The organism is Pseudomonas sp. S2_B07 (genome assembly GCF_054668435.1).
This window is the reverse complement of sequence record NZ_CP162769.1, coordinates 1,954,831-1,969,784: the sequence shown is the minus strand read 5'-3', so window position 1 is coordinate 1,969,784 and position 14,954 is coordinate 1,954,831. Positions and strand designations below refer to the sequence as shown.

Annotated in this window: 5 protein-coding genes; 2 read left to right on the top strand and 3 right to left on the bottom strand. The window is 62.0% G+C overall.

The window, feature by feature from the left end; all coding sequences use genetic code 11:
- The first annotated feature begins 3 nt into the window (after positions 1-3).
- Positions 4-600: a tRNA-uridine aminocarboxypropyltransferase gene (locus tag AB4N43_RS09150; RefSeq protein ID WP_027925807.1), complete on the top strand. Its 597-nt coding sequence runs from the start codon at positions 4-6 to the stop codon at positions 598-600.
- A gap of 131 nt (positions 601-731) precedes the next feature.
- Here the strand turns inward: AB4N43_RS09150 and AB4N43_RS09145 are convergent, their stop codons facing one another.
- The 3 genes from AB4N43_RS09145 to AB4N43_RS09135 are packed head-to-tail and all read right to left on the bottom strand — an operon-like array spanning position 732 to position 5,645.
- Positions 732-2,099: an HlyD family type I secretion periplasmic adaptor subunit gene (locus tag AB4N43_RS09145; RefSeq protein WP_027925806.1), complete on the bottom strand. Its 1,368-nt coding sequence runs from the start codon at positions 2,097-2,099 to the stop codon at positions 732-734.
- A gap of 9 nt (positions 2,100-2,108) precedes the next feature.
- A complete protein-coding gene (locus AB4N43_RS09140) occupies positions 2,109-4,268 on the bottom strand; it encodes a type I secretion system permease/ATPase (RefSeq protein ID WP_027925805.1) in 2,160 nt (719 codons plus the stop codon).
- Between the two features lie 18 nt (positions 4,269-4,286).
- On the bottom strand, positions 4,287-5,645 hold the full coding sequence (locus tag AB4N43_RS09135) for a TolC family outer membrane protein (RefSeq protein ID WP_460153820.1): 1,359 nt from the start codon (positions 5,643-5,645) through the stop codon (positions 4,287-4,289).
- 593 nt (positions 5,646-6,238) lie between these two features.
- Here AB4N43_RS09135 and AB4N43_RS09130 point away from each other — a divergent pair.
- Positions 6,239-14,905 (top strand): retention module-containing protein, encoded by an 8,667-nt coding sequence (locus tag AB4N43_RS09130; RefSeq protein ID WP_460153819.1) that lies wholly within the window; start codon positions 6,239-6,241, stop codon positions 14,903-14,905.
- Positions 14,906-14,954 lie beyond the last annotated feature (49 nt).

Genomic DNA, 14,954 nt, shown 5'->3' with positions numbered 1-14,954 from the left:
TCGATGTCCAGAATCCAGTGTCCCCGTTGCCTGCGTCCGCAAACTCATTGTTTGTGCGCGCTGATCCCGAGCCTCGACAGCCGCACTCGGGTGCTGCTGTTACAGCATCCGAGCGAAGTGAATCACGCGCTCAACACGGCCCGGTTGGCAGCGTTGGGCTTGAACAATGCCGAGCTGATAGTCGGCGAGGTGTTCGAAGATTTGCCGGCGTTGTTGAATCAACCGGGTTATCAGGCACGGTTGTTGTTTCCGGGTGAGCACGCGCAGCCGATGCAAACGTATACGGCGACTGACGAGCCGCTATTGCTGGTGGTTCCGGACGGCACCTGGCGCAAGGCGCGCAAGATGCTGCACCTCAATCCGCTGTTGGCGGCGTTGCCGAGGGTGACGTTGGCGGAGGGTGGAGTGTCACGATACCGACTGCGCAAGGCACCGGGGCCGGGGGCATTGTCGACGGTGGAGGCAATTGTTCAGGCGCTGCAAACGCTGGAAGCGCCGGGCTCGTTTGAGCCGTTGTTGAAACCGTTCGAGGCGTTGATCGAGGGGCAGATTGCGGCGATGGGGGAGGAGACGTTCCAGCGTAATCATGGGCCAAAATGATCGCTGAATTTAAGGGCCTCATCGCGAGCAAGCTCGCTCCCACAGGGGATTTGTGAACGACACAGATCCAGTGTGGGAGCGAGCTTGCTCGCGCTGGCGGTGAAACAGTCACCGCAAACCCAAGCCAGAGACTACCGCTCGCGCATCGCCTCAGTCCGGGCCTTCAACACCGGTTTGAGCAGGTAATCCAGCACGCTCTTCTCACCCGTAATAATGTCCACTGTCGCCACCATCCCCGGAATGATCAGCAGCGGTTTCACATCCCCGCCCAAGTGGTTTTTATCCGTGCGCACCTGAATCAGATAAAAGCTGTTGCCCTTGTCATCGGTGATGGTGTCGGCGCCGATCAGTTCGAGCTTGGCGCTCAATCCGCCATAAATCGTGTAGTCATACGCACTGAACTTCACCATCGCTTTCTGCCCCGGATGCAGGAACGCCACGTCCTGCGGCCGCACCTTGGCCTCGATCAACAGGTTGTCTTCCAGCGGCACGATTTCCACCATGTCACTGCCGGGCTGGACCACGCCGCCGATGGTGTTGACCTTCAGCACTTTGATAATCCCGTGCACCGGCGACACCACCGTCGTGCGCGTCACGCGGTCATCGATGGCGATGCTCGACGCCGTGATTTTCGACAGGTCAGTGCGTTTCTCATTCAGCTCTTTCGCTGCGTCGGAACGGAAGGATTGTTCCGACTCGTCAATCTTGCTCTTGATCTCGTTGATCGCCGATTCCGCCCGGGGAATCGCCAGTGTCGTTGCGTTCAATGAACCGCGAATCTCCACCGCACTGCGTTTGAGGCGCAGGATTTCCACCGGTGATACCGCGCCGGTGCCCACCAGCGGCGTGGACATGTTCATCTCTTGTTGCAGCAACGCCAGGCTGGAGCTGAATTGCCCCTGTTTTGAGCGGAACTCTGCCAGTTCCTGGGTTTTTTGCCGAAGTTGTTCGCTCAGCGTGCGCTGCTCACTGGCGAGTCGACGCTGGCGCTGTTCGTACAGCGAGCGCTCGTCTTCCGCCACTTGCGGGGCCTTGGCGATCACTTCTTCTGACAGTTTGAAGGGGCGTCCTTCCGCTTCCGCCGACAGGCGTTCAACCTGCGCGGTCAGTGCATAACGATCCGCTTCGCTTTCGCCTTTGTTCGACAGAAATCGCGTGTCATCCAGGCGCAACAAGGTATCGCCCTTGTTCACCATTTGCCCTTCGCGCACGAAGATCTCGGTGACGATGCCGCCCTCCAGGTTCTGGATCACCTGGACCTTGCTCGACGGAATCGCCTTGCCTTCGCCCATGGTGACTTCCTGAAGCACCGCGAACTTGGCCCACACCACCGCGCTGATAATCAGCCCGGCAGCCAGCCACACGGTAATGCGCGACCAGCGCGGGGAATCCTGCAACGAGGCACCGGCCGTTTCCGGCATGAACTCGCTCTCGGCGGTTTTGCCGAAGCTGCCGAAGTAGCCGCGGTCCTTGGAGGTGTCGGACGATGAACGGGCCATGGGTAGCTCCTAGACAGCCGCAGAGCCGACGCGGCCCTTGCGCAGTGCATCGATGACCGCTTCTTTGGGACCGTCAGCGACGATCCGTCCGTTATCCAGCACCACCAGTCGATCCACCAGGCTGAGCATCGAGGTGCGGTGCGTCACCAGCAACAAGGTCTTGCCCTCGACCCAGGTGTGGAGCTTCTGCCGCAGAACATCTTCACTGCTGTTGTCCATGGCGCTGGTCGGTTCGTCGAGCAGCATGATCGGCGGGTCGAGCAACAGGGCCCGTGCCAACAACACCGCCTGACGTTGCCCTCCGGACAGCAATTGCCCGCGTTCGCCGACCGGGCGATCAAACCCTTGCGGATGCTGGCGGGCGAGTTCGGTGACGCCGGTCAACTCGGCCACTTCGAGCATCCGTGAATCGCTGATGTAGCGGGCGCCGAGCGTCAGGTTGTCGCGCAGGCTGCCGGCCAGCAAGGGCAGGTCATGGGCGACGTAACCGATCTGTTGGCGCAGGTCGGCGACGTCCAGTTGCCGCAAGTCCAGGCCGTCAAGCAGTAACTGGCCCTCTTCCGGTGCGTAGAACCCCATGACCAGACGCGCCAGGGTGCTTTTGCCCGAACCGCTGCGTCCGATGATGCCGATACGTTCGCCCGGCTTCATGCTGAAACTGACGTTGGACAGCGCTGGCGCGTTCTGGCCGTTGTAATGGAAGGTCACGCCGCTGACTTCGATCGCGCCTTGCAGTTGTGTGCGTTCCAGCGGCCGCTGTTTGGCGTCGCGCTCCTGCGGCAGGCCCATCAGCGCATCGGTGCTTTTCATGGTCAGCTGCGCTTGCTGGTAGCGGGTGATCAGCCCGGCAATCTGCCCCAGCGGCGCGAGTACGCGGCTGCCGAGCATGTAGGTCGCCACCAGCGCCCCGACGCTGAGGTTGCCGGCGATGATGCTGTAGACCCCGGCGACAATCGTTGCCATGCCGGAGAACTGCTGGATGAACAAGGTGCCGTTGGTGGCCAGCGCCGAGAGGTTGCGCGCATGGCTGTCGAGGCGGGTGAGGGCGCCGTGGGTGCTTTCCCATTTGTGCTGGCGCTCGCTTTCGGCGCTACAGGCCTTGAGGGTTTCCAGGCCGCCGAGGGTTTCGATCAGCAAGGCCTGGCGTTCGGCGCCCAGGCTCAGGCTTTTTTGCACGGTGTCGCGCAGGCGCACCTGGATCATCATCGCGAAGATGATCGTGATGGGGAACGCCAGTAGCGGAATCACCACCAGCCAGCCGCCGAGCAAACCGATCACCACCAGCATCAACACGGCGAAGGGCAGGTCGATCAGGCTGGTCAGGGTGACCGCGGTGAGAAACTCGCGCAGGCCCTGGAAGTCATGAATGCTTTGGGCAAAGCCGCCGATGGTCGCCGGGCGGGCTTTCATCGACATGCCAGTGATGCGCTCGAACAAGGTCGCTGACAGGATCACGTCGGTTTTCTTGCCGGCGGTGTCCAGCAAATGGGCGCGCACAACGCGCAACACCAGTTCGAAACCGGTGCCGATCAGCAGGCCGATCGACAGCACCCACAAGGTCGAGGTGGCCTGGTTTGGCACTACCCGGTCGTAGGTCTGCATGACGAACAGAGGGACCATTAACCCGAGCAGGTTGATCAGGAAACTCGCCAGGATCGCATCGCTGTACAGCCACTTTGACAGTTTCAGCGTGTCGCGAAACCACGCTTCGACGCGCGGCACCAGGGGCGAGCGCAAGTCTTCGAGTTCATGGCGTGGCCGGGCAAACAAGGCCTGGCCACTGTAATTTTCGGCCAGCTCTTCACGGCTGACCCATTGTTCGCCACCGTCGGCTTCGCTGGGCAGGATCAGCACCTGACCGTTGTCACCAAAGCGTCGCAGGATGGCCGTTCGGCCGTTGTTGAGGATCAGCATCACCGGCAGGTTGAGGGCGGAAATATCCCCCAGTTCCCGGCGCAGCAGTCGCGCCTGCAAACTGGCCCGGGCCGCTGCGCGGGGCAGCAGGTCCAGGCTCAGGCGCTGTTTGTGCAGCGGTAGCCCCGCACTCAGGCTGGCGCGACTGACCGTCGCGCCGTGGAGTTTGCAGAGGATCAACAGACCGTCCAGAAGCGGGTCATCGAAGCTCAGCCGCGGATCGACACCGGTGTTGCCGGATTCCATGCTGGTCACATTGATCGCTCCAGTGAGCTACTTCAGTTCAGGCAAACGGGCTTCGTTCTTCACTTCGGTAGCGGCGATCGCATCGGCGGGCAACACCACCCGTTGCTTGCTGAGCAACTCACCCATACTGGCCAGCACGCGGTACATCGAGTATTCCTCGGTGTAGCGCACTTCGGTGTAGCGACGGTTGGCGTTGTAGAGCTCGTTTTCACTGTCGAGCAAGTCGAGCAACGTGCGTTGACCGAGACCGAACTGGTCCTGATACGCCACGCGCACTCGCTTACTGGTTTCGGCGTATTCGCGTGCGGTCGGGGTTTGTTTCTTCGCATTGACCATGGCGTTCCAGGCCAGGTGAATGTTCTCGTTGAGTTGGCGCAGGGCGTTGTTGCGGATGTCCATGGCCTGGTTGATCTGGTGCGCATCGGACGCCAGGCGTGCCTTGTCGCTGCCACCGCGGAACAGGTTGTAGTTCATCACCACACCCACGCGCCACTCGTTGTCGTGGCCTTCATCGCCTTGCACGTTGTTGTTCGCGCCCACGGCGGCTTCGGCGTCGAAGCGTGGGTAGAACGGCGACTTGGCAACTTCGTACTGGCTCTCGGCCGATTGCACGTCAGCCTGGGCGGATTTCAGATATGGGTTGTTTTCCACCATGCTCTGCTGGGCTTCTTGCAGGGAGGTGGGCAGTTCACCGCGGGTCGACGGCGGTGTTTCGAGCTCATCGGGCAGGCGCCCGACAACGGCGGCGAAGTTCGACTCGGCGTCCGCCAGATCGACTTCGGCGGTGTCGAGGTTGTTTTGCGCCAGTGCACGGCGAGCGCCGGATTGATCGGAGTCGGCGTTGCTGCCGACGCCACGCTGGGTGCGCAGGCCGATCTGGTCGTTGACGCGCAAGTGCGCTTGCAGGTTGTTGGTAGCCAGGGTCACCAGTTCGCGGCGCTTGAGCACTTCGAGGTAGACCTCGATGGTGCGCAGGGCCAGGTCCTGAGCGGTGCCTTGAGCGTAATAGGCCCGGGAGTTGACCACGCCTTTGGTGCGTTCGACTTCGTTCGCGGTGTTGAAACCGTCGAACAGCATCTGCCGCAGGCGCAGTTCCGACTGGGTGTAGTTGAGGATTTCGGTGTGGTGATTGCCGAATGCCCGGGTGTTGGTGTTATCGCTGTACCCGCGCCCGTAGGCGGCGTTCAGATCAACAGATGGATAAAAGCCCCCCTTGGCCACTTTCACCTGTTCATCCGCGGACAGGCGCGAATCCACGCGCGAGGTCAGTTCCGGATGGGTTGCGATAGTGCTCTGGATTGCCTCGGTCAACGACATGGCTTGAGCGCCGGAAGTGCAGGCCATGGCCAGCAGAACCGCGCTGCAGAGGGGGGTTAAAACGCGCATGGGTGCATCTCCCTGAATTCCTGATGGTGCTTATCAGTCGCCAATTATTTGACGGCATTTATAGGTAAAACCGTTTCACCCTTGTAACAACAGAGCTAAGAACATTCTAGAGAATAGCTAAGAAATTTTTCTCATAACCCTTATGCCAAAAAAACTTATGCCGTCAGCAAAATCCAGCACATTGTTCAATACGAAAGCCTTTGAATTACGAGCTTTAGGGAGCTTTCAAAGGTTTCAGGAAAAGTTCCATCCACTTATCGACATAGGGCGGAGAAGTGCTGGAGGGGAGGGACGCGTAACGAGTTGTGGTGACGGTTTTTTGTCACTTTGATGAGTCAGGATCGTTACGCATCGCTCACCGGGCAAGTGCGACGCAATTGGGCCTTCGAAGCCATTGATTGCAGAGGGGTTTATCCCGCAGTCGCCGATGTTGCCGGTGAGCGACACGCTGGGCGAGGACATCGCCAGGGCAGCGGCTTACTCAGGTAAACGCGTCCTGCAGGCGATCCGCGCAGCCACCTGCTTTCAAACCATGAGCACATTCTTCGCTAAAAACAGGATGCCGACAGCGGTTGGCAGCGGAGGAAATGCACATGGCTACGCTCATCGGTATCGTCACTAAAGTCATTGGTCAGGTGTTCGTGGTCGCGAGCGACGGTACCCGGCGCGCGGTGATCGAGGGCGATCATTTGTTCGCTGGCGATCAACTGGTCACGGGGGCCGAAGGCGCGGTGGCGGTCCATCTGCAAAATGGCAAGGAACTGACCCTCGGGCGTGGCAGCAGCATGCAGATGGACCCGCATCTCCTCGCCAACGAGTCGCCGCACCTCGGCACTTCAGAAGCGGTCACACCGAGCGAAGCGCAACTGACCGATGTCGAGCAACTGCAAAAAGCCATCGCGGCGGGCGCTGACCCGACGCAAACCGGTGAAGCCACTGCGGCCGGGCCGAGCTTCACAGGGGCGCCCAATGGTGCGCAGGGCGGTGGTCACAGTTTTGTCATGCTTGAAGAAGTGGGCGGGAAGGTCGATCCGACGATTGGCTTCCCGACCGCTGGATTTGGCGGTATTCCTGAATTCCCTGAAGAACGCCATAACGCCGATGTCCAGCAGAACGCCGACGGCACCCCGGCCGTCATCGCTCCGCCACCAACGCCGGTCAATAACCCGGTCACGCTCGATGGCTTGTCGGTGGCGGGTGGCGAACTGACCGTCAACGAAGCCAACCTGGCCGACGGCTCAGCGAGCAATCCGGGCGCATTGACCCAGAACGGCACGTTCAGCATTTCGGCGCCGGACGGGCTGAGCAGCTTGAGCATCGGCGGTATTAACGTGATCACCGGTGGCGTGGCGATTGGCTTTCCGCAGTCGATCACCACGCAACTGGGTAACACCCTGACCATCACCGGTTACAACCCGGCCACAGGCGTGGTGAGTTACAGCTACACCCTCAACGGCAACGAAACCCATTCGGCCGGCGACGGCGCCAACGCTCTCAGCGAACAGTTCACCGTGGTGGCCGGCGACAGCAACGGCGACACCGCCACCGGCACGCTCGACGTCAACATCACTGACGACGTGCCCAAGGCTGTCGATGACAGCAACGCCAACACCGCGTCGGAAACCCTGCTGACCCTGACCGGCAGCGTGCTGCCAAACGACACCCAGGGTGCCGACCGCATTCCCACGGGCCCCAATAGCGGCCCGGTGATTGGCGGCACCTTCACCGGCACCTACGGCACCCTGGTGCTCAATCCCAACGGCACCTACACCTACACGCTGAACACCAGCGATGCCGATTTCAAAGCGCTGCACGGCGGCGGTAGCGGCACGGAAACCTTCACCTACACGCTGACGGATGCTGATGGCGACACCAGCACCGCCAACCTGGTGCTGCAGATCCACAACAACGACGATCCGGTGACGATTGGTGGCCTCAATATCGAGGGCGGCGAACTGACCGTCTTCGAGAAAAACCTGAGCCTTGGTAGCTCACCGGATTCCACCGCGCTGACCCAAAGCGGCACCTTCACCATCACCGCCCTCGACGGCGTGCAGACCCTGAGTGTCGGCGGCATCAACGTGGTGGTCGGCGGTGTGTCGTCAGGCTTCCCGCAATCCATCACTACCCCGTTGGGCAGCACGCTGACCATCACCGGGTTCGACGCCACCACCGGCGTGGTCAGTTACAGCTACACACTGGCCGATAACGAAGCGCACCCAACCGGCAACGGCGCGAACACCCTGCCTGAGCAATTCGCCGTCACCGTGGTCGACGACAACGGCACCACCGCCAACGGCACGCTCGATGTGAACATCGTCGACGACTTGCCGAAAGGCGTGGACGACAGCAACGCCGGCACCGCGTCGGAAACCCTGCTGACGCTGAACGGCAACGTGCTGACCAACGACGTGCAAGGCGCTGACCGCGTGACCGTCGGCGAAAATGCCGGCCCGATCACCCCGGGCACATTCGCCGGGACTTACGGCACTTTGGTGCTGAACGCCAACGGCACCTACACCTACACCCTGAACACCAGCGATGCCGATTTCAAAGCGCTGCACGGCGGCGGCAACGGCACCGAGAATTTCACTTACACCCTCACCGATTCGGACGGCGACACCAGCACCGCCACGCTGGTGCTGCAGATCCACAACAACGACGATCCGGTGACCATCGATGGCCTCACCGTCAACGGCGGCGAACTCACCGTCTACGAGAAAAACCTCGGCGACGGCAGCAGCCCTGATGCTCCGGCGCTGACCCAAAGCGGCACCTTCACCATCACCGCCCTCGACGGCGTGCAGACCCTGAGTGTCGGCGGCATCAACGTGGTGGTCGGCGGTGTGTCGTCAGGCTTCCCGCAATCCATCACTACCCCGTTGGGCAGCACGCTGACCATCACCGGGTTCGACGCCACCACTGGCGTGGTCAGTTACAGCTACACGCTGGCCGATAACGAAGCGCACCCAACCGGCAACGGCGCGAACACCCTGTCTGAGCAATTCGCCGTCACCGTGGTCGACGACAACGGCACCACCGCCAACGGCACGCTCGACGTCAACATCGTCGACGACCTGCCCAAAGGCGTGGACGACAGCAACGCCGGCACCGCGTCGGAAACCCTGCTGACGCTGAACGGCAACGTGCTGACCAACGACGTGCAAGGTGCTGACCGCGTGACCGTCGGCGAAAATGCCGGCCCGATCACCCCGGGCACATTCGCCGGGACTTACGGGACATTGGTGTTGAACGCCAACGGCACCTACACCTACACGCTGAACACCAGCGATGCCGATTTCAAAGCGCTGCACGGCGGCGGCAACGGCACCGAGAATTTCACTTACACCCTCACCGATTCGGACGGCGACACCAGCACCGCCACGCTGGTGCTGCAGATCCACAACAACGACGATCCGGTGACCATCGATGGCCTCACCGTCAACGGCGGCGAACTCACCGTCTATGAGAAAAACCTCGGCGACGGCAGCAGCCCCGATGCTCCGGCGCTGACCCAAAGCGGCACCTTCACCATCACCGCCCTCGACGGCGTGCAGACCCTGAGTGTCGGCGGCATCAACGTGGTGGTCGGCGGTGTGTCGTCAGGCTTCCCGCAATCCATCACTACCCCGTTGGGCAGCACGCTGACCATCACCGGGTTCGACGCCACCACTGGCGTGGTCAGTTACAGCTACACCCTGGCCGATAACGAAGCGCACCCAACCGGCAACGGCGCGAACACCCTGCCTGAGCAATTCGCCGTCTCCGTGGTCGACGACAACGGCACCACCGCCAACGGCACGCTCGATGTGAACATCGTCGACGACCTGCCCAAAGGCGTGGACGACAGCAACGCCGGCACCGCGTCGGAAACCCTGCTGACGCTGAACGGCAACGTGCTGACCAACGACGTGCAAGGTGCTGACCGCGTGACCGTCGGCGAAAATGCCGGCCCGATCACCCCGGGCACATTCGCCGGGACTTACGGCACTTTGGTGCTGAACGCCAACGGCACCTACACCTACACCCTGAACACCAGCGACGCCGATTTCAAAGCGCTGCACGGCAATGGCAGCGGTACGGAAACCTTCACCTACACCATCACCGACTCCGACGGCGACACCAGCACTGCCAACCTGGTGCTGCAGATCCACAACAACGATGATCCGGTGACCCTCAACGGTCTCGATGTGTACGGTGGCGAGTTGACCGTCTACGAGAAAAACCTCAGCGACGGCACCAGCCCGAACACCCCGGCACTGACCCAGAGCGGCACCTTCACCGTGACCGCGCTCGATGGCCTGCAAACCCTCGATGTCGGCGGCATTCATGTGGTGGCCGGCGGCGTAGCGGCGGGGTTCCCGCAGTCGATTGTCACGGCATTGGGCAACACGCTGACTATCACCGGGTTCGACCCGGTCACCGGCGTGGTCAGCTACAGCTACACCCTGGTGGATAACGAAACCCATCCAACCGCCAACGGTGCCAACAGCATCACCGAAAACTTCAACGTGGTGGCGACAGACACCGACGGCAGCACCGCGAGCAACCAGCTCAACGTCAACATCGTCGATGACCTGCCCAAGGCCAACCCCGATCACACCTCGGTGGCGGAAGGCGCAACAGTCACGGGCAACGTGCTGGATAACGACATCGGCGGCGCCGATGGCCCGGCGGCCAGTGGCGCAGTGATCGGCGTGCGTGCCGGCAGCGACACCTCGACCTCGGCCATCGGTGGCCTGGGTTCGAACATCAATGGCACCTACGGTTACCTGACGCTGGATGCCAATGGCAACGCGACCTATCACAGCAATCCGAACAGCGTCGGCCCAGCGGGCGCAACCGACGTGTTCACTTACACCGTGCGTGATGCTGACGGCGATGAAAGCACCACCACCATCACCATCGACGTCTCGAACAGCTGCATCGTCGCGGCCCGCGACACCGACGTGACGGTCTACGAAAAAGCCCTGGACCTGACCCAGGACGGGCAGGACCTGGCCGCTGGCACCGTCACCGGCAGCGACCCGACCAGCACCGGCGAAACCGCCAAAGGCACGCTGGTGGGTTCGGTCACCGGCGCGGTTGGCGCGATCACCTACACCCTGGTGAGCAGCGCCACGGGCAACTACGGGCAGATCCAGCTCAACCCCAACGGCACGTACACCTACACCCTGACGTCGCCGGCGACGACCACGCCGCACGCGAACGACGGCGCCAATACCCTGACCGAAAGCTTCACCTACCAGGCCACCGATTCGCTGGGCAACAGCACCACCAGCACCATCGTGGTGAGCATTGTCGATGACGTGCCAAAAGCGGTGAACGACACGAACTCTGCGACCGCGACGGAGAACGCGCTGACCCTCACCGGCAACGTCCTGACCAACGACATTCAAGGGGCGGACCACGTTGCGACCGGTCCGAATGCCGGGCCGATCACGCCTGCCACACTGAATGGCACGTACGGCACCCTCGTGCTCAACGCCAATGGCACCTACACCTACACGCTTGACACCAATGATGCCGACTTCAAAAACCTGCACGGCGGCGGCAATGGCACCGAAACCTTCACCTACACCCTTACCGATGCCGACGGCGATACCAGCACCGCCACGCTGGTGCTGAACATCCAGAACGCCAACGATCCAGTGACCCTCAACGGCCTCGACGTCAGTGGTGGCGAACTGACCGTCTACGAGAAAAACCTCAGCGATGGCACCAGCCCCAACACCCCGGCTCTGACCCAGAGCGGCACCTTCACCGTGACCGCGCTCGACGGCCTGCAAACCCTCGACGTTGGCGGCATCCATGTGGTGGCCGGTGGCGTGGCGGCGGGCTTTCCGCAAACCCTCGTCACCGCGTTGGGCAACACGCTGACCATCACCGGCTACAACCCGACTACAGGTGTAATCAGCTACAGCTACACCCTGGTGGATAACGAAACCCATCCAACCGCCAACGGCGCCAACAGCCTCACCGAGAACTTCAACGTGGTGGCCACGGACACTGACGGCAGCACCGCGTCGGGTCAGATCAACGTCAACATCGTCGATGACCTGCCTACCGCCGCACCGAATACGGCGAGTGCGGCCGAAGGCGCAACGGTCAATATCAGCGTGCTGGGCAACGACGTATTTGGCGCCGACGGTCCGGCGGTCGATGGCGCGGTGATTGGTGTACGTGCCGGCAGCAACACCTCGACCTCGGCGGTCGGCGGCCTGGGCACCAATATCAATGGCACCTACGGTTACCTGACCCTGGATGCCGCCGGCAACGCCGTGTACCACAGCAACCCGAACTCGGTGGAGCCGGAGGGCGCCACTGACACGTTCACCTACACCATTCGCGATTCCGATGGCGATGAAAGCACCACGACCATCACCATCAACGTCTCCGACACCGGTCTCAAAGCCGTGGTGGATCAGGACGTGACGGTTTACGAAAAAGCCCTCGACCTGAACCAGGACGGTCAGGACCTGGCGCCGGGCACCGTCACCGGCAGCGAACCGGGCAACACCGGGGAAACCGCCACCGGGACGCTGGTCGGCTCGGTCACCGGCGGCAGCGGCGCGCTCACTTACAGCCTGGTCGGCAGCGCCACTGGCACGTACGGGCAAATCCTGCTCAACCCCAACGGCACGTACACCTACACCCTGACGTCGGCACCGAAAACCTCGCCGAACGCCAACGACGGGCCCAACACCCTGAGCGAAAGCTTCACCTACAAAGCCACCGATGCCCTGGGCAACAGCACCACCAGCACGATCGTCGTCAACATTGTCGATGACGTGCCCAAAGCGGTGGCCTCGGATCGCTCGGTGGCCGCGGTGGAAATCGACTCCAACATACTGATCGTGCTCGACATCTCCGGCAGCATGATCGACCCCTCTGGGGTGGGTGGGCTGTCACGGCTGGACCTGGCCAAACAGGCCATCAGCGCCTTGCTCGACAAGTACGACGACCTTGGCGATGTGAAAGTGCAACTCGTCACCTTCAGCAGCAACGCCACTGACCGGACCTCGGTGTGGGTCGACGTGGCGACCGCGAAGACGCTGCTCGCCGGGCTGTCCGCGGGCGGTGGCACCAACTACGACGCTGCCGTGGCCACCATGCAGACGGCGTTCAATACGTCCGGCAAACTCACCGGTGCGCAGAATGTCGGCTACTTCTTCTCCGACGGCAAACCCAACGAAGGCGACATCGGTACTACCGACGAGGCCGCACTCAAAGCCTTCCTCGACGCCAACGGCATCAAGAACTACGCGATCGGCCTGGGCAGTGGCGTGAGCAATGCCAACCTCAATCCGCTGGCCTATGACGGCAGCACCCACACCGACACCAATGCGGTGGTGGTGACCGATCTCACCCAACTCAACTCGGTGCTTTCGGGCACTGTGGCCGGCGCGCCGGTCACGGGTACGTTGCTGGAGAACGGTACGTTCGGCGCCGATGGCGGCTTCATCAAAACCCTCACGGTCGACGGCACCACGTACACCTTCGACCCGAAAGGCAACGCTAACCAGGGGTCGCTGAACTTCAGCGGCGGCGCTAACCACGGCACGTTCAACACGGTGAACAACAGCATCAGCATCGCCACCAACAATGGCGGCACGCTGGTGGTGAACCTCGACACCGGCGAGTACAACTACACTTCGCAAAAAACCACCGCCGTGGTCATCACCGAAAACATCGGCTTCACCGTCAGCGACAACGACGGCGACCTGGCCAGCTCCACGCTGACGGTCAAAGTCATTCCCAACGCGGCGCCGGTGGCAGTCGATGACCACATCATCACCAACGTGCTGTCGGGCAACATCGTGGTGCCGGGCGAGCTGTTGCTGGCCAACGACACCGATGCCGACAAGGATCCGCTGACCGCATCGCCGACCAACTTCACCACCGGCTGGGTGGCCAAGGGCGCGGACTTCACCGGCAGCGGTGCGATCAATTTCAAAGGCACCAATGACACCTTGGCCAACCAGGCCCTGGCAGACGTGCGTAGTTCTTTTGCGGCCAACACCGCCGCGATGACGGCACTGCTGGTGGTCAGCGGGTATCTGGGCCAGGTGGCTGCCAACAACGCCAATGATGAAGACCTCATCACCGTGAAGCTGAAAGCGGGTGAAACCCTCAATCTGGATCACAATCTGGCGGGCGGACACATCACCATGGAGTATTCGCTCAATGGTGGCGCCTTCACGACCATCGCGGACGGCGGGACGATCACTGCCTCGTCGGATGGGACCTATCAGATCCACATCACCAACATAGATAACAACAGTGGCAGCAACCCCAAAGGCGCAGAGAACTACCAGTTGACCATGACCGTCAACTACGCCGGCGCCCACGACATCGCACCGGACGCCCACGGCACCTACACCGCCAGCGACAACCATGGCGGCAGCGACACCGCGGGCGTGACCATCACCTACCAGGACGGCCACACCCTCACCGGCACTGCGGGCGATGACACATTGATAGCCGGCACCGGCAACAACATCATCAATGCCGGCGACGGCAACGATGTACTCACCGCCGGTTCCGGCAACAACGAACTGCACGGCGGCGCCGGCAATGACTTGCTGTTCAGCGGCACCGGTAACGATCTGCTCGACGGCGGCACCGGCATCGACACCGTGAGCTACGCCCACGCCACCGCCGGGGTCACCGTCGACCTGAGCCTGCTCACCCCGCAAAACACCGGAGGCGCCGGCACCGACACCCTCACCGGGATCGAAAACCTGGTCGGCTCCAACTTCAACGACAGCCTCACCGGCGACAACAGCAGCAACGTCATCAACGGTGGTCTGGGCGATGACATCCTCAACGGTGGCGGTGGTGACGACTTCCTGATCGGCGGCCTGGGCAACAACACCCTCACCGGCGGGGCAGGGGCCGACACCTTCCAGTGGCTCAAAGGCAACAGCGGCCACGACGTCGTCACCGACTTCACTCCCGGCACCGACAAACTCGATTTGTCGCAACTGCTGCAAGGTGAAAACGGCACGTCGGCGTCGCTGGATGATTACCTGCACTTCAAAGTCACCGGCAGCGGCGCCTCGCTGGTCACCAGCATCGACGTCAGCGCCATGGCCGGCGCCACGCCGAACCAGACCATCGACCTGGCCGGCGTCAACCTCGCCAGCCACTATGGCGTCACGCCGGGGGCGGGTGGTGTGGTGGCGGGCGGGCACGATACGGCGACCATCATCAATGGCATGTTGAATGACCATTCGTTGAAGGTGGACACCGTGTGACCTGAAGGCTGAAACGACAAAACCCGCCATTCCTGGGTCAGGAATGGCG